The sequence below is a fragment of the Pseudomonas tohonis genome (genome assembly GCF_012767755.2).
Classification (GTDB): domain Bacteria; phylum Pseudomonadota; class Gammaproteobacteria; order Pseudomonadales; family Pseudomonadaceae; genus Metapseudomonas; species Metapseudomonas tohonis.
In genome coordinates, this window is sequence record NZ_AP023189.1 from 3869473 (window position 1) to 3888684 (window position 19212).

18 protein-coding genes and 1 pseudogene are annotated in these 19212 nt (G+C 67.8%); 12 read left to right on the plus strand and 7 right to left on the minus strand.

Annotation, left to right across the window (positions count from 1 at the left end):
• Positions 1-232: 232 nt before the first annotated feature.
• Together HSX14_RS17485 and HSX14_RS17490 are read right to left on the minus strand one after the other, a co-directional pair.
• Positions 233-1123 carry a LysR family transcriptional regulator gene (locus HSX14_RS17485; protein WP_173180300.1) on the minus strand — a complete coding sequence of 297 codons (891 nt, stop codon included), beginning with the start codon at positions 1121-1123 and terminating at the stop codon, positions 233-235.
• Positions 1120-2043: a LysR family transcriptional regulator gene (locus tag HSX14_RS17490; protein WP_173180299.1), complete on the minus strand. Its 924-nt coding sequence runs from the start codon at positions 2041-2043 to the stop codon at positions 1120-1122. The genes HSX14_RS17485 and HSX14_RS17490 overlap by 4 nt, the downstream gene beginning before the upstream one ends.
• A 657-nt stretch (positions 2044-2700) precedes the next feature.
• Between HSX14_RS17490 and HSX14_RS17495 the strand changes: the two genes are divergently transcribed.
• The 3 genes from HSX14_RS17495 to HSX14_RS17505 all read left to right on the plus strand — a co-directional run bounded on the left by HSX14_RS17495 (position 2701) and on the right by HSX14_RS17505 (position 4844).
• On the plus strand, positions 2701-3192 hold the full coding sequence (locus HSX14_RS17495; RefSeq protein ID WP_173180298.1) for a GNAT family N-acetyltransferase: 492 nt from the start codon (positions 2701-2703) through the stop codon (positions 3190-3192).
• Positions 3189-3605, plus strand: a complete 417-nt coding sequence (locus HSX14_RS17500; protein ID WP_373874792.1) for an NUDIX hydrolase — start codon at positions 3189-3191, stop codon at positions 3603-3605. Before HSX14_RS17495 ends, HSX14_RS17500 begins: the two co-directional genes overlap by 4 nt.
• A gap of 234 nt (positions 3606-3839) precedes the next feature.
• Positions 3840-4844 (plus strand): acetoacetate decarboxylase (ADC), encoded by a 1005-nt coding sequence (locus tag HSX14_RS17505; RefSeq protein ID WP_173180297.1) that lies wholly within the window; start codon positions 3840-3842, stop codon positions 4842-4844.
• 40 nt (positions 4845-4884) lie between these two features.
• Here the strand turns inward: HSX14_RS17505 and HSX14_RS17510 are convergent, their stop codons facing one another.
• Together HSX14_RS17510 and HSX14_RS17515 are read right to left on the minus strand one after the other, a co-directional pair.
• On the minus strand, positions 4885-5610 hold the full coding sequence (locus HSX14_RS17510) for a TrmH family RNA methyltransferase (RefSeq protein WP_173180296.1): 726 nt from the start codon (positions 5608-5610) through the stop codon (positions 4885-4887).
• A gap of 11 nt (positions 5611-5621) precedes the next feature.
• Positions 5622-7241 (minus strand): NAD(P)/FAD-dependent oxidoreductase, encoded by a 1620-nt coding sequence (locus HSX14_RS17515; protein ID WP_173180295.1) that lies wholly within the window; start codon positions 7239-7241, stop codon positions 5622-5624.
• A gap of 258 nt (positions 7242-7499) precedes the next feature.
• Here HSX14_RS17515 and rlmE point away from each other — a divergent pair, with 258 nt between their 5' ends.
• The 3 genes from rlmE (at position 7500) to HSX14_RS17530 (ending at position 9586) form a co-directional block, all read left to right on the plus strand.
• The gene (gene rlmE, locus HSX14_RS17520) at positions 7500-8120 is read left to right on the plus strand and encodes a 23S rRNA (uridine(2552)-2'-O)-methyltransferase RlmE (protein WP_173180294.1); all 621 of its coding nucleotides are present in this window, start codon (positions 7500-7502) and stop codon (positions 8118-8120) included.
• A gap of 147 nt (positions 8121-8267) precedes the next feature.
• Complete coding sequence (gene yddG / locus HSX14_RS17525; RefSeq protein WP_173180293.1) at positions 8268-9167, plus strand: aromatic amino acid DMT transporter YddG; 900 nt, start codon at positions 8268-8270, stop codon at positions 9165-9167.
• Between the two features lie 65 nt (positions 9168-9232).
• Positions 9233-9586 (plus strand): VOC family protein, encoded by a 354-nt coding sequence (locus tag HSX14_RS17530; protein ID WP_173180292.1) that lies wholly within the window; start codon positions 9233-9235, stop codon positions 9584-9586.
• 136 nt (positions 9587-9722) lie between these two features.
• Here the strand turns inward: HSX14_RS17530 and HSX14_RS17535 are convergent, their stop codons facing one another.
• Positions 9723-10394: a DUF3313 domain-containing protein gene (locus HSX14_RS17535; protein WP_173180291.1), complete on the minus strand. Its 672-nt coding sequence runs from the start codon at positions 10392-10394 to the stop codon at positions 9723-9725.
• A 409-nt stretch (positions 10395-10803) separates the two neighbouring features.
• Here HSX14_RS17535 and HSX14_RS17540 point away from each other — a divergent pair.
• The 4 genes and pseudogenes from HSX14_RS17540 to rimI form a co-directional block, all read left to right on the plus strand.
• Positions 10804-12300 (plus strand): annotated as a pseudogene (locus tag HSX14_RS17540) (RimK family protein); the annotation flags it as partial.
• Positions 12301-12314: 14 nt separating this feature from the next.
• Positions 12315-13259 (plus strand): magnesium transporter CorA family protein, encoded by a 945-nt coding sequence (locus tag HSX14_RS17545; protein WP_173180289.1) that lies wholly within the window; start codon positions 12315-12317, stop codon positions 13257-13259.
• Positions 13260-13332: 73 nt separating this feature from the next.
• Positions 13333-13479 carry a hypothetical protein gene (locus HSX14_RS17550; protein WP_173180288.1) on the plus strand — a complete coding sequence of 49 codons (147 nt, stop codon included), beginning with the start codon at positions 13333-13335 and terminating at the stop codon, positions 13477-13479.
• A 23-nt stretch (positions 13480-13502) separates the two neighbouring features.
• The gene (gene rimI / locus HSX14_RS17555) at positions 13503-14660 is read left to right on the plus strand and encodes a ribosomal protein S18-alanine N-acetyltransferase (protein WP_173180287.1); all 1158 of its coding nucleotides are present in this window, start codon (positions 13503-13505) and stop codon (positions 14658-14660) included.
• On the opposite strand, the gene HSX14_RS17560 is transcribed toward rimI, so the two are convergent.
• Positions 14603-15271 (minus strand): O-methyltransferase, encoded by a 669-nt coding sequence (locus HSX14_RS17560; RefSeq protein WP_173180286.1) that lies wholly within the window; start codon positions 15269-15271, stop codon positions 14603-14605. The genes rimI and HSX14_RS17560 overlap by 58 nt on opposite strands.
• 95 nt (positions 15272-15366) lie before the next feature.
• Here HSX14_RS17560 and HSX14_RS17565 point away from each other — a divergent pair, with 95 nt between their 5' ends.
• Positions 15367-16002, plus strand: a complete 636-nt coding sequence (locus HSX14_RS17565; RefSeq protein ID WP_173180285.1) for a TetR/AcrR family transcriptional regulator — start codon at positions 15367-15369, stop codon at positions 16000-16002.
• Between the two features lie 135 nt (positions 16003-16137).
• On the opposite strand, the gene HSX14_RS17570 is transcribed toward HSX14_RS17565, so the two are convergent.
• Positions 16138-17109 (minus strand): IS110 family RNA-guided transposase, encoded by a 972-nt coding sequence (locus HSX14_RS17570; RefSeq protein WP_116858044.1) that lies wholly within the window; start codon positions 17107-17109, stop codon positions 16138-16140.
• A gap of 547 nt (positions 17110-17656) precedes the next feature.
• Between HSX14_RS17570 and HSX14_RS17575 the strand changes: the two genes are divergently transcribed.
• Positions 17657-19204 (plus strand): AMP-binding protein, encoded by a 1548-nt coding sequence (locus tag HSX14_RS17575; protein WP_173180348.1) that lies wholly within the window; start codon positions 17657-17659, stop codon positions 19202-19204.
• Positions 19205-19212 lie beyond the last annotated feature (8 nt).

Genomic DNA, 19212 nt, shown 5'->3' on the forward strand with positions numbered 1-19212 from the left:
GCGGTTGAAACCGCTCCCACATTTCACCGGGATGCTTCGTCGCGAAACCCGTCGATGCGGCGTTACACCCGAGTCCGCCCGGTGGAGGTAAAAAGCGACCTCCAACCTACGCAAGGGTCATGCCCGCGCGCTGGCTCGGCCTGCTTTCTGTAGGGGCGACTTCAGTCGCCAAGCGGCGCGCAGCGCCGCCCCGCCTGGTAGGAGCGAATTCATTCGCGATGGACCATCAGGTTCACCCCTCGAGCGCAGGATGGGCGCGCAGCCGTGGCACGGCGAAGTCGAGGAAGCTGCGCACCCGCGCGGCGGCGCGGCGGCCTTCGCGGTAGACCAGGTGCACCGGCAGCGGCGCGGCGGCGAAGGGTTCCAGCACCGTTTCCAACTGGCCGGCCTGCAGCTCCTGGTGCACCTCGTGGCTCAGGCAACGGGTCAGCCCCAGCCCGGCGACGGCGGCGCGGATGGCGGCCTGCGGGGTGCTGCAGAGCAGCCGGGGCGTGACCTTCACCGCACCGTCGGCGAAGCGCCACTCGCCGGCATGGCCGGTGGAGGTGGCGACTATGGTCGGCAATCCGGACAGCGCCTCGGGGCGGTCCGGCCGGCCGTGGCGCGCCAGGTAGCCGGGCGCCGCGCAGACGAGGGGGCGGACCCGCCCCAGCGGCACGGCGAACCCCGAGGAGTCCGGCAGCGGGCCGGTCACCAGGGCGACGTCGATCCCCTCCTCCAGCAACCGTGGCAGCCCCTCGCGGGCCCGGATGTCCAGGGTCATCCCGGGGAAGGCGTTCAGGTAGTCGAGGGCGATGGGGGTGAACACTTGGTGCGCCATCAGCAGCGGCATCGCCAGGTGCAGTGCACCGGCCGGCTCGGTGTGCAGGCCGGTGACGGAGCGCTCCGCCTCCTCCACCCGCCCGAGGATGCGCTCGCAGCTTTCGGCGAAGCGCTCGCCCTCCGGGCTCAGGCTGGCCCCGCGCGGGCCGCGCAACAGCAAGGCGCTGCCCAGCCGCGCCTCCAGGGCGGCGAGGGTGCGCATCACGGTGGCCTGGGACAGTTGCAGGCGGCGCGCGCCCCCCGCCAGGCTGCCCGCGTGGGCCACGGCCAGGAAGACCTGCATCTCGCGGTGGCGGCTCATCGCGCGACCGGCGCCCCCGCCGCGCGCAAGGCGGCATCGGCGCGGAAGCGCGTAGCGCAGTGGTCGACGAAGGTACGCACCTTGGCCGACTCGCGCCGGCCCCCCTGCTGGATGATGTACACCGGCAGCGCGGGCATGGCGAAGGCGTCGAGCACCGTCTCCAGTTCACCCTTGGCGATGGCCTCGGCCACCTGGTACGACAGCACGCGGGTGAAGCCCCAGCCCAGGCGCGCGGCCTTGATCGCCGCCTGGTTGGAGCTGACCAGCAGGCGTGGCGTCGGCGTGAACCCGAACGGGCCGTCCGGCCCCATGAACTGCCAGTGGGTGAGCAGCCCGCTGGCCGACGACATCACCACCTGGGCGTTCTCCAGGTCCTCGGGGCGGCTCGGCCGGCCGATGCGGTCGAGCAGCGACGGCGCGGCGCAGACCACCGGGCGTATCTGCCCGACCTGCAGCGCCAGGTGCTCGCCTTCGCGGAGCGAGCCGATGCGCACGGCGACGTCCACGCCCTCCTCGACCATGTTCACCACGCGGTCGACCAGCAGGGCGTTGATTTCCACCTCCGGGTACAGGTCGAGGTATTCGGCGATCAGCGGGATGAGGAACAGCTCGCCGAACATCACCGGCGCCGTCACCGTCAGCCGCCCGCGCGGGCGCACGTTGCTGCCGGCGGCCAGCTCCTCGGCCTCTTCCAGCTCCAGCAGGATGCGCCGGCAATCCTCCACATAGCGCCGCCCCGCCTCGGTGAGGCGCAGGCTGCGCGTGCTGCGCGCCAGCAGCAGGGTGCCGAGGCGTGCCTCCAGCGCAGCGATGGCGCGCGTCACGCTGGGCGGCGAGAGGCCCATCAGCTTCGCGCCACCGGCGAAGCTCTCCGCCTCGGTCACCGCCAGCAGCACCTTCATTTCCTGGAACCTGTCCACCCTCACCGCCTGGCGTCGTGCCCTTTCCGAGAGGCCGACAGCTTAGCGCCCGGGCCGGGGCGAAGACGAGAGACGGCGCACCTCACCTTCTTGTGGGGGCGAATTCATTCGCGATGGGCATCCGGCCATGCGCAGCCCCGTGCCGGCGATGAGTCTTTCGCGGCTGAAGCCGCTCCCACAGGGGGTGTGTAGCGCGGCCAGGCGGTGCCCTGCGAATCCCGATCCGAGGCACAAGCCGTAGGAGCGAGCTCTGCTCGCGAAGCCTCGTGGGAGCGAATTCATTCGCGATTGGGCATCCGGCCAGTCGCAGCCCTGTGCCGGCGATGAGTCTTTCGCGGCTGAAGCCGCTCCCACAGGGGGTGTGTAGCGCGGCCAGGCGGTGCCCTGCGAATCCCAATCCGAGGCACAAGCTGTAGGAGCGAGCTCTGCTCGCGAAGCCTTGTGGGAGCGAATTCATTCGCGATTTGGCATCCGGCCAGTCGCAGCCCTGTGCCGGCGATGAGTCTTTCGCGGCTGAAGCCGCTCCCACAGGGGGTGTGTAGGTTGGGGGGAGGGGCGAAGCCCAACGTCGCGTGGCCAGGCACCGTGCCCATGCCGGCCGTGCATGCACCCGGCCGCTGCTTTACCATGCCGCGCCGAACTGCCATCGAGGCCCCCATGAGCACGCCCACCTTCCGCAACGCTACCCTCCCCGACACCGACCGCTGCTACCAGATCGAGACCTCCGCCTATGAAGGCGACGAGGCCGCCACGCGGGAGAAGATCGCGACGCGCATCGGGCGGTACCCCGAGGGCTTCCTGATCCTGGAGCTGGACGGCGCGGTGGTCGGCTTCATCAACAGTGGCTGCGCCCACGAGGTGGTGATGTCCGACGAGGCGCTCAAGGAGCTGGTGGGCCACGACGCCGAGGCGCCGAACGTGGTGATCATGTCGGTGGTGATCGACCCGGCGTACCAGGGCAAGGGCCTGTCCTCGCTGCTGATGCGCACCTTCGTGCAACGCATGCGCGAGAAGGGCAAGGCGACCATCCACCTGATGTGCAAGGAGCGCCATGTCGAGTTGTACCGGCGCATGGGCTACCGCTATGTGCAGCCTTCCTCGTCCGACCACGGCGGCATGGCCTGGCACGAGATGGTGATGGACCTTTGAATGGCACCCTGACCGTGCACAAGACCTGCCCCGTGGTGCTGCGCCAGCGGGGCACGCTGGAGATACTCGCCTTCCTCCACCCGCTCGCCGGCCGGCAACTGGTCAAAGGCAGTGTGGAGCCAGGGGAAACCAGCGCGGCGGCAGCCGTGCGCGAGCTCGCCGAAGAGGCCGGCGTCCAGGGCGAAGTGATCCGCGACCTGGGCACCTGGCAGGCCACCGGCACCGGCCACACCTGGGCCTTCCATGCGTGCCGGGTCGACCCGGACCTGGCAGACACCTGGAGCCACGACACGGAAGATGACGGCGGCCACAGGTTCCGTTTCTTCTGGCACCCACTGGATGCCGAACCCACCGAGGAATGGCACCCGATCTTCCGCGATGCCCTGACGTTCATCAGGCAGGCACTCCGCTGAGCGGACCCCATCGACGATCCCGCACTGCGATTCCGGGGCGAATGCACCGTCCTTTCACTGAGCGTTTCATCGAGCGTTCGCCGACCGAGAAAAGCCTGCAATCGAAGGCTTGACCTTCAACTTCACTTGAACGTTAAGGTTTTTTCGCCCCCCGGAACGAGCCTGCGGAAACACGCTCCCAGGCAGCCGGGCATGGGCTTCAACCATGACGCAGACAGTGGAGATCCAGAGACGATGAAACTCAGAAACATGGCGGTGATGGCGGGCGCGCTCCTGGGCGCCGTCGCGTTTTCCTCCTGGGCGGGCGACGCGGCCACGGCCCCGGAAGCCACCGCCACCACCCGCATCGCCGGCCAGGACATCCCCGTGGTCGCCGGCGGGCTGTACGACCGCTACCACTCCAACCCGCCGCTCGAGGTCATCGCTGTCGAAGCCCCGGACATCGACCTCAGCTGGTTCAAGACGCTGCACAAGACCCGGGTGGATATCGGCTTCGAGTCCTATTCGCCGAACTTCTACTACCGCAACAGCCGGGTAACGGCGGTGTTCACCGCGGACCTGGAAAAACTCCGCTCGCTGATGCCGGCCAAGGTGCTGGAACAGGTCCAGCCGCTGCAGGTGTGGCCCGGCCGTGGCCTGGTGGCGCTGACCGCCTACGCCTATCACTACTGCGACAATGACAGCTACAACGAGATCGCCCTGTCCATCGTCACCAACAAGCCCGGCAACGCCAACCTGGGCCCCATCACCCTGGTCGGCCAGTCGATGTCGAAGGATTTCTGGGGCTATGTGCTCAAGCTGCCGGTCAACACCGAGCTGGCGCGGGTGCGCGGCGTGGTCGGCTACAACCTGCCCAAGTGGCTGACCGGCATCGACTACCGCGAAAGCGACACGTCCATCACCTACGAGATACGCGACAGCCAGACGGGCAAGGTGGATGTGACCCTGGAGACCCGCAAGCTGGACGACCTCTCCAATGAAGTCGAGCTGGCCACCAGCAGCTTCACCAACCTCGACCACGACGGGAAGCTGACCTATGGCTACGCGATCTCCCGCCAGCAGAGCCACGCCTCCAGCGGCGACGAGGACGCGGTGAAACTGGTGCTGGGCGACGGCAGCCTGTCCAGCTACATCAAGGAACTGAAGATCGGGAAGATGATGAAGTACGAGTACGTGCCCGAGTTCCAGAGCGCGCTGTATGCACCGGCGCCCCTGGAAACCCTGTTGCAGGCCGAGTGATCGCCAGGCGTGCCCGGCCGGGGAACGGCCGGGCGCGTCATCAGCGGGTCAGCTCGTAGGCGCACATGTTGACCGTCGAGGCCAGGTTCAGCGATTCGATGGCACCGCTGCCGGGGATGGTGAAGGGCCGGGCGTCGAGTGCGGTGAGCTGTTCACGCGGCACACCGCGCGCCTCGTTGCCGAACAGGTAGCAGTCGAAGGCCTTGAAGGCGGCGGACTGCACCGGCTCGCCGTGCATGTCCAGGCAGGCGATGCGCTCGAAGCGGCTGCCGAGGGATTCCAGCGCCACATCCAGTTCCATGGGCGCATGGAAGATGGCGCCCATGCTGGCGCGCACGACCTTGGGGTTGTACGGGTCGACGCTGCCGGGGCTGAGCAGGCAGCGGAAGCCGCCGAACCACGCCAGAGTGCGCAGGATGGTGCCGAGGTTGCCCGGGTCCTGGATCTCGTGCAGGTAGATGGCACGCTCGCCGGCGACCGGCGCCGGCGCGGACGCATCCGGCATCGGCACCAGCGCGATGATGCCCTGGGGCGTCTTGGTATCGGCCACCTGCGCCATCTGCCGGTCGCTGATCACGTGGGTCTCGAACGGGCTCTGCCACTGCTCGTAGGCGGCGGTCACGTAAAGCTGGCTGCGCAGCAGCTGCGGGTTGTGCTCGGCGGCCTTCTGCAATTCCAGCAGCAGGTGCTCGCCCTCCACCAGGAAGTGACCGAACTCGGCCCGGTACTTCTTCTGGTGGAGCTTCTTGATGTCGTCGAGTTTCATCGATACGGCGCTCAGTGGCTGTTGGCCGACAGCATCGACCTGGCCAGTGCCTCGGCCACCTTGATGCCGTCCACCCCCGCCGAGAGGATGCCGCCGGCGTAGCCGGCGCCTTCGCCGGCCGGGTACAGGCCCTTGAGGTTGAGGCTCTGCAGGGTCTCGTTGTCACGGGTGATGCGCACCGGGGACGAGGTGCGGGTCTCGATGCCGGTGAGCACCGCGTCGGCACGGTCGAAGCCACGGATCTGCTTGCCGAACGCCGGCAGTGCCTCGCGGATGGCCTCGATGGCGTAGTCCGGCAGGGAAGGCGCAAGGTCGCCCAGGCGCACGCCGGGCTTGTAGGAGGGCTCCACGTCGCCGAACTCGCTGGACGGCACGCCACGGATGAAGTCGCCCACCAGTTGGCCGGGGGCGCAGTAGTCGCTGCCGCCCAGCTCGTAGGCACGGGATTCCAGGCGCTCCTGGAACTCCACGCCGGCCAGCGGGCCGCCGGGGAAATCCTGCTCCGGGTTGATGCCGACGACGATGCCCGAGTTGGCGTTGCGCTCGTTGCGCGAGTACTGGCTCATGCCGTTGGTGACCACGCGCCCCACCTCGGAGGTGGCCGCCACCACGGTGCCGCCCGGGCACATGCAGAAGCTGTAGACGGCGCGGCCGTTCCTGGCGTGGTGCACCACCTTGTAGTCGGCGGCGCCCAGTTCCGGGTGGCCGGCGTACTTGCCCAGGCGCGCCTCGTCGATCAGGCCCTGGGGGTGCTCGATGCGGAAGCCGATGGCGAAGGGCTTGGCCTCCAGGAACACGCCCTGGCGGTGCAGCATGCGGAAGGTGTCGCGGGAGCTGTGGCCCAGGGCCAGGACCACATGGCGGCTGTGCAGGGTCTCGCCATTGGCCAGCACCACGCCTTCGAGCTGGCCGTCGTCGATCAGCAAGTCAGTCACCTTGCTCTCGAAGCGCACCTCGCCGCCCAGGGCGATGATCTCCTCGCGCATGGTGGCGACCACGCCGGTGAGGCGGAAGGTGCCGATGTGCGGCTTGCTCACGTACATGATCTCTTCCGGCGCGCCGGCGCGGACGAACTCGTGCATCACCTTGCGGGCGTAGAACTTCGGGTCCTTGATCTGGCTGTAGAGCTTGCCGTCGGAGAACAGGCCGGCCCCACCCTCGCCGAACTGCACGTTGGACTCGGGGGTGAGGACCTTCTTGCGCCACAGCGCCCAGGTGTCCTTGGTGCGGCTGCGCACGTCCTTGCCGCGCTCCAGCACGATGGGCCTGAAGCCCATCTGCGCGAGCAGCAGCGCCGCGAACAGCCCGCAGGGGCCGAACCCCACCACCAGCGGACGCTCGGCCAGCCCGGCCGGCGCCTGGGCGACCGGGTAGTAGCGGGTGTCCGGGGCCGGGCGGATGTTGTGGTCGTCGGCGAAGCGCACCAGGATCGCCGCCTCGTCGCGTGCCTCCAGGTCGATGATGTAGATGAACAGGATGACGCTGTTCTTCTTGCGGGCATCGTAGCTGCGCTTGAAGACGGTGAAGCCCAGCAGGTCGGCGTCGCCGATACCCAGGCGCTTGACGATGGCCTTGCGCAGTTCATCGGGGGAGTGGTCGAGGGGCAGGGACAGTTCGTTGATGCGAATCATGGCGGTAATCCTGGCCGGTCAACCCGGCAAAGGAAGCAACAGGGGAAGGGGTAAGGCGCGAGATTGTACCCGCCGCCCCGGCCCCTGTCAGTGGCGGCCTGACGGTCGCGCAGCCGGGCACGGCACCCTCCCCGTCCGGCGAATTTAACCTGTGCGTCATTCTCGGCTTATAATCGCCGCCGCTTCGCACCCATGGCCTCTCCTCTGCACCGCCCATGGGTTCGCTCCTCACCTTGATTTTCCGTGGTTGGCTCTAACATGAAACGATCCAAAAGCAGCCGCCGCTGGCTGGATGAACACGTCAACGACCCCTATGTGAAACGGGCCCAGAAGGATGGCTTGCGCTCGCGCTCCAGCTACAAGCTGATCGAGCTGAACGAGAAGGACAAGCTGATCCGCCCCGGCATGCTGGTCATGGACCTGGGCTCCGCCCCGGGCGGCTGGTCGCAGGTGGCCGGCAAGCTGGTGGGCGATACCGGGCGCGTCCTGGCCACCGACATCCTGCCGATGGACGGCCTGGACAACGTCGACTTCATCCAGGGCGACTTCACCGACGACGGCGTGTTCCAGCAACTCCTCGACAAGCTCGACGGCCGCAAGCCCGACCTGATCGTCTCCGACATCGCCCCCAACATCAGCGGCGTCGCCGCCGCCGACCAGGCGTCCTCGATGTACCTGGTCGAACTCACCCTCGACATGGTCCGCCAGGTGCTCAAGCCCAACGGCAACTACGTGGTCAAGGTCTTCCAGGGCGAAGGCTCCGACGAGTTCCTCAAGGACGTGCGCACCTCGTTCGAGAAGGTCTTCATCCGCAAACCGGAAGCCTCGCGCCCGCGCTCGCGGGAGGTCTACCTGGTGGGCAAGGGCTTCAAGGGCTGAGCCCACCTCTGCCCCCTCGTCGTTCGGCCAGCGCCCGGCCGGGCGTCGCTGAGCGGCGTCAGGACGCGGATCGCGGCGCCCCACACCGCGTCCCCCTCGCCAGGTCCCAACCTGTAGAATCGCCGCCCCTTTCGAGATGAGTGGACCATGCGCATCAGCAACGGACGCAGCGCGACGGCCTGCGGGCTGGCGGCGATCCTCCTGTGGAGCACCGCCTCCGGCCTGATCCGCAGTGTCAGCGGCTTCTTCGGCCCCATCGGCGGCGCTGCGCTGATCTACACCCTGGGCGCCATCCTCCTCGTCGCCCTCCTCGGCCGCCCGCGCCTGCGTGCAGGTTCGCGTTTCTACCTGGTCACCGGCTCGGCGCTGTTCGTCGCCTATGAAGTCTGCCTGTCGCTCGCCCTCGGTTTCGCCACAGACGGCACCCAGGCCATCCAGCTCGGCGTGGTCAACTACCTGTGGCCGAGCCTCACCGTGCTGCTGGCCATCCTGATGAACCGCCAGCCGGCCCGCTGGCTGGTGCTGCCCGGCACGGCCATCGCCCTGTTCGGCATCCTCTGGGTGGTCAGCACCGACGGCCTGTCGTGGCCCAGCCTCATCGCCAACGTGCAATCCAACCCGCTGAGCTACAGCCTCGCGGCGACCTGCGCCATCACCTTCGCGCTCTACTGCAACGTCACCCGGCGCTACGCCCGGGGCGAGAACCACGTGGCGTTCTTCTTCATCCTCACGGCGGTGGTGCTCTGGGTTAAATTCGCCTTCGTCAGCGAGCCGCTGCCTGCCTTCACCCTGCGCGGCACCCTCGAACTGCTCGCCGCCGGCATCGCCATGGCCGGCGGCTACGCCCTGTGGAACATCGGCATCCTGCGCGGCAACCTCACCCTCCTGGCCACCGTCTCCTACTTCGCCCCGGTGCTCTCTTCCGCCTTCGCCGCGCTCTGGCTCGGCGCCAGCCTGACGCTGCAGTTCTGGCAGGGCGCGGTGCTGGTCACCGCCGGCTCGCTGGTCTGCTGGCAGGCGACCCGCGAACGCGGCGCGAAGGCCTGACAAGCGCTTCCGATGGCGGGCGGAGCGCTCTAAGATGGCCCTCCCCACCATGCAAGGAAGCCACGATGAGCACCAAAGGAAACGACCGCAAGATCGACAACATCGAGTTCAACGTCAGCGACATCGCTCGCAGCAAGGCCTTCTACGGCGAGGCCTTCGGCTGGACCTTCACCGACTACGGCCCCACCTACACCGAGTTCAGCGACGGCCGCCTCACCGGCGGCTTCACCACGGGCGAGGCGGTCCGCCCCGGCGGTCCGCTGGTGATCCTCTACGCCGACGACCTGGCGCAGGCCCAGGCCAGGCTGGAGGCCGCCGGCGCCACTATCAGCCGTGAAGTGTTCGCCTTCCCCGGCGGGCGTCGCTTCCACTTCATCGACCCGGACGGCTACGAGCTGGCGGTGTGGTCCGCCGCGTGAGCAGGGCGTCCGGGCCGATCACCGTGCGGCCGATCGAACCGGAGAACGGCTTCCGCCCCATCGGCGAACCCGAGCCGCTGCGTGACGACACCGCGCTTCCGGCCCAGCCCAGGTGAGCGCCAGGCCCGCTGGAGGCTCACTTCGCCTTGAGCTTCAGGTAGCTCTGGTGCATGTCCTTCGCCCAGCCATCGATCACGCCCGTGACATCCGCCGGCTTGAGCACCTGGGCGCTGTTCTCCAGCGGCGTGCCGGTGCCCTTGCGCACCACCTGGGCGATCACCTTGTTGCTGCCGCCGTCGAGGAACTGCGCCTCGGTGGCCAGCTCGGTCTCCTGGTCGCGGATGCCGCTGGCGGTGCTCACCGCCGCCGCCAGCAGCGCCACGGGAACGACCTCGTAGGGCTTGAGCCCCTCGGTCTTGCTGCTCACCCCGGTGATCGCCGCACGCACGACGATGACGCCGGGCCCGGGCTTGGTGGCCAGCGACAGGCTGTTGCTGATTTCGCGCTTGAGCGCCATGTCGTAGTAGCGGGTGATGCCGTCCAAGGTGCTCTGCGGGATTTTCTCGGTGGCCTGGGGGCGCGGGTAGAACTGGGTGGGTTCGACGTAGACGGCGGTGTAGCGGCCGATGTCCACCTTGGGATCGATCCAGCGCATCACCTCCGCGCCGGAGGGCGTGGTCGCCTTCTGCAGGCTGCCGTAACTGGAGAGGAACCCGGAATACTCATCCGGCTGGGTCACCGTACTCGAGCAGCCGACCAGCGCGGTGGAAAGCGCCAGCGCCACGCCCAACGCCAATGCATGTTTCATCGAAGACTCCTTGTCCGAGCAAGTTTGGGAAGGCAGTAAGCGTCGGCGACGCCCTCACGTCATCGCCCCACGGGCACGCCACCGAAGGTCTCGCACGGCTGTGAGAAGTCGACCCCCGGCGTCTTGCACCCCCCGCCCGAGCGCGAGCCCCAACGAAACGGCGGATGCTGGATTGACGCTAGCAGACTCCCGCCAACTGCCAAGGCGCCGCGCAACGATTGCGTAAGGTTCGCCAGCGCCCCGTAAAGCCTGCGTAACGACGCGAGACAGGGCTGCGGCTTGCTGCTTAATTGAGGCGCACCACCTCTCAAGCGGGCCCGTGAAGATGTCTTCGGTTCAAGCCAGTCTCAGCAGCATCCCCCCCGACTCCATCCAGGCCGTCGGCCTCGCGCAGGGCCTCCTGCAGCGACGCAACGGCGGCCAGGTGCTGATCATCGTCGAGCGCAAGGAGGACTGGTCCTCCTACATCCCCAGCGAGGAGATGCTCACCGCGCGGGAGTACCTCGAGCAGTCGCGGGGCGGCGAGCTCGACAAGAAGGTCCAGGTCATCAACCTGTGCCGCCACTACAAGTACCTCGGCCACGGCTACTACTGCTCGCTGCTGGCCGAGGCACGCGGGCACAAGGTCATCCCCTCGGTACGCACCATCAGCGAACTGGCGCGCAAGTCACTCTACGGCCTGGCCCTGGACGACCTGGAGAAATCCCTGGAGGTCGCCCTCGCCCAGCACCCCTGCGCCAACACCGAAGGCTTCACCCTCAGCCTGTACTTCGGCCGCACCGACTTCGAACCGCTGCAGGAGATCGCCCGCCAGCTGTTCGAGGCCTTCCCCTGCCCCATCCTGCTGGTGGACTTCCGCAAGGGCGAGACCTGGCGCATCGCCGGCCTGCGCACGGGCTCGCTGCACAAGCTGCGCGAGGACCAGGAAGACCTCTTCGCCAGCGCCCTCGACGGCTTCAACCGCAAGGTCTGGCGCCTGCCGCGCTCGCGCCAGGTGGCGCGCTACGACCTGGCCATCCTGCACAACCCGGACGAGCCGCTGCCGCCCTCCAACGCCCGGGCCCTGGAGAACTTCGTGCGCGTCGGCAAGCGCCTGGGTATCGAGGTCGACCTGATCGAGAAGAAGGACTATTCGCGCCTGGCCGAGTACGACGCACTGCTGATCCGCGAGACCACCAGCGTCGACGACCACACCTACCGCTTCGCCAAGAAGGCCGAGAGCGAGGGGCTGATCGTGATGGACGACCCGGCCTCGATCCTGCGCTGCACCAACAAGGTCTTCCTCACCGACCTACTGCGCAGCCACGGCCTGAGCATGCCGGCCACGGAGATCCTCTACCGCGACAACCCCCAGGAGCTGGAGAAGGTCGGCGAGCGCCTGGGCTTCCCGCTGGTGCTGAAGATCCCCGACGGCTGCTTCTCGCGCGGGGTGATCAAGGTGGAGAACCTGCAGCAGTTGCGCGAGGCCAGCGCCGGGCTGTTCGAGCACTCGGTGCTGCTGCTCGCCCAGGAATTCCTCTTCACCGAGTACGACTGGCGCATCGGCATCCTCAACCGCCGGCCGATCTTCGCCTGCCAGTACTTCATGTCCAAGGGGCACTGGCAGATCGTCAACCACAAGGCCCAGGGCGCCGAGGTCATCGGCGAATGCCGCACCCTGCCGGTGGAGCGCGCGCCGAAGGCGGTCGTGGAACTGGCGCTCAAGACCGCCAACCTGATCGGCGACGGGCTCTATGGCGTCGACCTCAAGGAGATCGGCGACAGCGTCAAGGTGATCGAGGTGAACGACAACCCCAACCTCGACGCCGGCATCGAGGACGCCCACCTGCAGGACACCCTCTACAGCCTGGTGCTGGAGGACTTCGTCCGCCGCCTCGAACAAAAGCGCCGCGGCGGCGCCCACTGAAGGAGCACCGGCCCATGCGCCAGAGCTACAGGCTGATCGACGGCACCCTGCGCCCCTGCACGGACGAGGCGGCGCCGCTGCAACTGTGCATCGCCCCGGAGGCCGAGGAACTGGAATGGCTGCGCCAGCGCTACGGCCTCGATGCCCACGCCCTGGCCAGTGCCCTGGACCCGGACGAAGTCGCCCGCATCGAGTTCCGCACGGGCTCGCTGTTCCTCATCTGGAAGCGCCCGGAGAACTACTCGGGCGACGAGCGCTTCGCCTTCGAGGTGTCCTCCTTCGGCATGCTGCTGGACGAGCGCCAGCTGGTGCTGATCTCCCACGCCGATTCGCTGCTCGAAGGCCTCGCCGGGCGCCACGACCTGCAGCAGCCGCTGGATGTGCTGCTGGCCATCCTGCTGGGCAACATCCACCACTACGAGGGCCACCTCAAGGTCATCAAGCTGGTCGCCCGCGAGCTGCAGCAGCGCTTCAACCAGAGCCTGCACAACCGCCACCTGCTGCAGATGTTCGGCCTCAGCGAGAGCCTGGTGTATTACCTCAACGCCATCCACGGCAACGGCGCGGTGCTGGCCCGCCTGCGCGGCCAGGGCGAGCGCCTGGGGTTCGCCCCGGCGAGCCTGGAGCTGCTCGACGACCTGATCATCGAGAACGAGCAGTGCATCAAGCAGGCGGAGATCTACTCCTCGGTGCTCGCCGGCCTGATGGAGGCGCGCGGCAACCTGCTGAACAACACCATGAACGAGATGCTGCGCAAGCTCACCCTGATCAACGTGGTGTTCCTGCCGCTGAACCTGATCGCCGGCATCGGCGGCATGTCCGAGTTCAGCATGATGACCGCTGCCGTCCCCTGGTGGGTCGCCTACCCGCTGTTCGTCCTCGCCCTCGCCGTGCTGGCGGGCCTCATGCTGCTGGCCCTGCGCCGGCTGGTGGCCGCCCGCACGGCGCCGCCCGGCTGAGGCCGGGCCGCCCCTGTCCCATCGCCACCGGGCATCCCGCGCCGGTGGCAGCACCCAGCAGAAGGAAATACCCATGGAACCCCTGCACATCGCCCTCGGCGTGCTCGCCGCCATCGTCGCCCTGAGCATCGCCATCAACTACTTCGACAGCCGCATGAAGCCCGGCGAGATGGGCCGCCAGGCCCGCGACGGCGGCCCGCGTCGCACACCCCGCCGCTGACCATGCCCATGCCGGGAAGCCCCATGGACTTCAGCTTTCGCGACGCCCGCCCCGACGACCTGGTCGCCCTGCTCGAGCTGGAAAACCTGTGCTTCGAGCACGATCGCCTGTCGCCGCGCAGCTTCCAGTGGATGATCGCCCGCGCCCACGCCAGCCTGGCGGTGGCCGAGGCCGGCGGCCGGGTCATGGGCTACGCGCTGCTGCTGTTCCACCGCGGCACCTCGCTGGCGCGCCTCTACTCCATCGCCATCGCCCCCGGCGCCCGTGGCCACGGGCTCGGCAAGGCGCTGCTGGCGGAGGCGGAGCGCCGCGCCCGCGACCACGACTGCGCCTACCTGCGCCTGGAAGTGCGCCCGGACAACCTCCCCGCCATCGCCCTCTACGAGCGGTTCGGCTACCGCCGCTTCGCCTGCATCGACGACTACTACGAGGACCACGCCCAGGCGCTGCGCTACGAGAAACGCATCGTCCAGCGCCCGCTCGACGCCGCGCGGGCGGTGCCCTACTACCAGCAGAGCACCGAGTTCACCTGCGGCCCCGCCTGCCTGATGATGGCCATGGCCGGCCTGCGACCGGGCCGCCCGCTCACGCGGCGCGAGGAAGTGCAGCTGTGGCGCGAGGCGACCACGGTGTTCATGACCTCCGGCCACGGCGGCTGCAGCCCCCAGGGGCTGGCCCTGGCCGCCTGGCGCCGGGGCTTTCGCGTGCGCCTGCAGGTCAGCGTCGAAGGCCCCTTGTTCCTCAGCGGCGTGCGCAGCGAAGGCAAGCGCGAGGTCATGCGCCTGGTGCACGAGGCCTTCTGCGACGAGCTGCGCGAAAGCGACGTGGAGCAGGTGCCCGCCAGCCGCCAGGACCTGCCCGCGCAGCTCGCCGAAGGCGGCCTGCCGCTGGTGCTGATCAGCAGCTACCAGCTGACCCGCACCAAGGCTCCGCACTGGGTGCTGGTCACCGGCTGCGACGAGGATTTCGTCTACCTCCACGACCCGGACATCGACCACAGCCGCCACCGCCAGGCCCTGGACTGCCAGCACATGCCGGTCAGCCATGCGCGCTTCCAGCGCATGCGCCTGTTCGGCGGCAACAAGCTGCGTGCGTCCGTCGTCCTCTACCCGCCAGGCGATCCTCACGCCGCCAGGCGCAGCGACAGTTCCACGTCCTCGGCGAAGGGCACGGAGAGGTAGCCGCTGCCCGCCTCGCGCACCCGCGCCAGGTACTCGGGGCTGTGGTCGGCGTTGTCGGCGATCACCAGCGCGCCGGGGCGCAGGCGGCTTTCCACGAGGGCGAGGATCTCCGGGTAGAGCGCCTTGGCACCGTCGAGCAACAGCAGGTCGATGGAGTCGGGCAGGTCCTGGGCCAGGGTGCGCAGCGCATCGCCCACGCGGAACTCCACCAGGTCCTCCAGCCCGCCGACGCCGAGGTTGCCCCGGGCCCGCGCCACCTTGGTGGGCTCGAACTCGCTGGTGATCAGCCGGCCGCCACCGTTGTCACGCAGCGCGGCGGCCAGGTGCAGCGTGGAGATGCCGAAGGAGGTGCCGAACTCGACGATGGTCCGCGCACCGCTGCTGCGCGCCAGCAGGTACAGCAGGCGGCCGGTCTCGCGGGAGACGGGCAGCGCCACGTCCTTGAGGCGACCGTAGAACTCGCGGTACTCGGTCTTGCTCTGCATCAGCCGCGCCACTTCGCCCTCGGCGAGGTCGGAAAGGCTCGGCCCCAATGCCTGCCAGGCCGTGTCGGCCTCGGCGAACAGGCGGTCCAGCAAGGCGGTGAGAGCGGGTTGGGTCAGGGTGTTCATGCAGTGTCTCCAGGGGTTGTTGAGCGCATCGTTGGCGCCGGAATAGAATGCGATCAATCCGTCAGGTTTTACTATTCGCATTGCCAGGCCCCGTCATGACCGAACGCCAGAACCCGCGTATTTCCTCGCGCAAGCAACCCCAGCAGGCCCGCTCCAACGAGCTGGTCGCCACCATCCTGCAGGCCGCTATTCAGGTTCTGGCCAAGGAAGGCGCCCAGCGCTTCACCACCGCCCGGGTGGCCGAGCGTGCCGGCGTCAGCGTCGGCTCGCTGTACCAGTACTTCCCCAACAAGGCGGCCATCCTGTTCCGCCTGCAGAGCGACGAGTGGCGCCAGACCAGCGAGCTGCTGCGCCGCATCCTCGAAGACCTCGCCACCCCGCCGCTGCAACGCCTGCGCACCCTGGTCCACGCCTTCCTCCACTCCGAATGCGAGGAGGCCGACATGCGCATCGCCCTCGACGACGCCGCCCCCCTCTACCGCGACGCCCCCGAGGCACGGGAAGCCAAGGCCGCGACCGGGCGCATCTTCGAAACCTTCATGGAAGAGGTCCTGCCCCACGCCTCCGAAGCCGCCCGCACCCTGGCCAGCGAGCTGATCACCACCACCCTCGGCACCGTGGGCAAGCGATTCTCCGAGCGTCCGCGCACGAAGGAGGAGATCGAACGCTACGCCGACGCCATGGCCGACATGTTCGGCGCCTACCTGGAAGCGGCCGCTGCGCGGGGATAGAGGGAGCGGAACACCGCAGTGCAGGGCCGGACATCGCCGCGTTGGGCCTCGCCGCGCTCGGTGGGCTGAAGCCCACCCTACGAAAGCGCCGTGCCACCGCGCGGGCATGACCACCTGTAGATACCGTCTTGATTTCTAGTGAGCAAGGGCCAGTTTTGCGTCAAATGGCCGGCCTGATTTCAAGACGCCGTAGGCGATGCTCAGCAGCTTGCGCATGGCGGCGCAGACGATCTGCTTGCCGGTCTTGCCCTTCGCCCTCAATCGTTCGCTCAGGGCCCTGACAGCCTCGTTGTACGTCAGGGCACTGATCGCGGGCATGAACAAGCCGGCCCGCAGGCGCGATGAGCCCGTCTTGGAGATACGTGTCTGTCCCCGGTGGTTCCCGGACTCCTGCAGCCGCGGATTGAGCCCGGCAAAGGCAGTGACGGCGCGGCTGTTGGCAAAGCGCAGTGGGTCGCCCAGCTCCGCCAGGAGCAGGGCGGCGGTCTTGTCGGCGATCCCGTCAATGCTGGTCAGCAGGTCGCGCTTGCCGCGCAGATCCGGGTCGTTGTCGATGTGGTCGTCGATCGCCTTGAGGGTCTCTTCGATCTCCTGACCGATATGTTCCAGCACCGACTGGATCGAGGCCTGGACGCTGGCATCGGCCACTTCCAGGCGGTTGCGCTCCATCTGCTCGATTTCGCGCAGGTCCTCCAGGCGCCGTACCAGGGCTTTCAAACGCCGCACGGCACGGGGCTCGGGTTGCCAGGGACGCAGACTGTCCTGATGGCGCTCGCCGTATTCGGCGATCAGCTTGGCGTCGACCTTGTCGGTCTTCACCCGCTGCAACTGACTACGGGCGTAGTGGGCGATTTGTGCCGGGTTGAGGACACAGACCCGATAGCCTTGCTCCAACAGCCATTCGGCCAGGGCTTCATGGTGGATGCCGGTGGCCTCCATCACGACCCAGGCTCCGGGTTCGCTGTGTTTGTTCAGCCAGTCGCGCAAGACGGCGAAGCCCGCTTTGTCGTTGGCCAGCTTGGCCTTGGTGCGGTACTTGCCGTTGGGTTGCAGGGTGGCGAGGTCAAAGGTGTGTTTGGCGATGTCGATGCCGATGACGCTGGGCATGGATTCTCCTCTCGATCCGTTCAGACGCGATCATCACTGCACCCGGCCCAACCTTGTGAATGCGAGCTCGAGGCTCTGGATACCGTTCGGGCTGTTCGAGTGAGTGTGGAGGGGCGGAGCACTATCTACGTTGCAGGCTCGTGGCCTAAGGATGGATACGACTTCCAGCCCCTCCCCCGATGATCAGTCGGGGACTATTACCCCTGTGGAGGTATTAGTCGAGATACAAGGGTGGATGGCGCTCTTTTCATCCACCAGGCGGGGTCGGTCCTGCACATCCGAATTAACCAATGAGCACCGGACGGTGGGCTGAAGTCCACTCTGCAAGAGCCGGACAGGCAACTTACGGCCGCCAACTGCCGCGCGCAGACATGCATCCGAAGTTGCCACTCTCGATGCGTTACTTGCTCAAATAATGTTGCCCCGACAACAACTTCCAGAGCGCCTATTCCATATCGATATGGCCTGCATCGTACTGTTGTATTGGTGGCGCGAGAGTTCGCTTGGATAGCATCGGCGCACTTTTCCTGCCGATGAGAACAATAAGGTGAATTTAGGAAAGATCATCAGCCGCAGCGCGCTGTACTGGCCCGACCACGAAGCGCTGATCGACAGCCGGCAACGCGTCACCTTCGCCCAGCTCGAACGCCGCACCAACCGCCTCGCCTCCGGCCTCCTGGCCCTCGGCCTGGCCGAGGGTGCGCACGTGGCGATCCTCGCGCTCAACCGCGTGGAGCTGGTGGAGGCCGAGGTGGCCTTCTACAAGGCCGGCATGGTCAAGGTGCCGATCAACGCCCGCCTCTCCCTGGACGAGATCATCCAGGTGCTCGACGACTCCCACAGCCAGGCGGTGATCGCCGACGGGCGCTTCGCCGCCGCGCTGCATGCCCGCCGTGGCGAGCTGCCGCGCCTGCGCCTGATCGTCTCGCTGGACGACGCCGCCGGCGACGCCGACTACGCCAGCGTGCTGGAACGCGGCAGCGAGACCCCGGTGCACTGCGACCCGGCCGACGACGCCCTGGCGGTGCTGCACTACACCTCCGGCAGCTCCGGCGTGCTCAAGGCCGCCATGCTCTCCTTCGGCAACCGCAAGGCGCTGATCCGCAAGAGCATCGCCAGCCCCACCCGCCGCGCCGCGCCGGGCGACGTGATGGCCCACGTCGGTCCCATCACCCATGCCAGCGGCATGCAGATCATGCCGCTGCTGGCGGTGGGGGCCTGCAACCTGCTGCTGGAGCGCTACGACGACCAGTTGCTGCTGGAGACCATCCAGCGCGAGCGGGTGACGCGCCTGTTCCTGGTGCCGGCGATGATCAACCGCCTGGTCAACGTCCCCGGCGTCGAGCGCTTCGACCTTTCCAGCCTGCGCCTGGTGATGTACGGCGCCGCGCCCATGGCACCGGCCCTGGTCAAGCGCGCCATCGCCCTGTTCGGGCCGATCCTCGCCCAGGGCTACGGCGCCGGCGAGACCTGCTCGCTGGTCACGGTGCTGACCGAGCGCGACCACCTGATCGAGGGCGACGACCACAGCCGCCTGGCCTCCTGCGGTCGCTGCTACTTCGAGACCGACCTGCGCGTGGTCAACGAGGATTTCGAGGACGTGCGCCCCGGCGAGATCGGCGAGATCGTGGTCAAGGGCCCGGACATCATGCAGGGCTACTGGCAGGCGCCGGAGCTCACCGCCGAGGTGATGCGCGACGGCTACTACCTCACCGGCGATCTGGCCAGGGTGGATGAGCGCGGCTACGTCTTCATCGTCGACCGCAAGAAGGAAATGATCATTTCGGGCGGCTTCAACATCTACCCCACCGAAGTGGAGCAGGTGCTCTACACCCTGCCCCAGGTGTTCGAGGCGGCGGTGGTCGGCGTGCCCGACGAGCAATGGGGCGAGGCGGTGCGCGCGGTCATCGTGCTCAAGCCCGGCGAGAGCCTCAGCGCCGAGCAGGTCATCGAGCACTGCGGACGCTCCCTGGCCGGCTTCAAGAAGCCGCGCGCGGTGGACTTCGTCCGGGAACTGCCGAAGAACCCCAACGGCAAGGTCGTGCGCCGCCTGATCCGCGAAGCGTACTGGCAGAACAGCGAACGACGGATCTGACGGGAAAC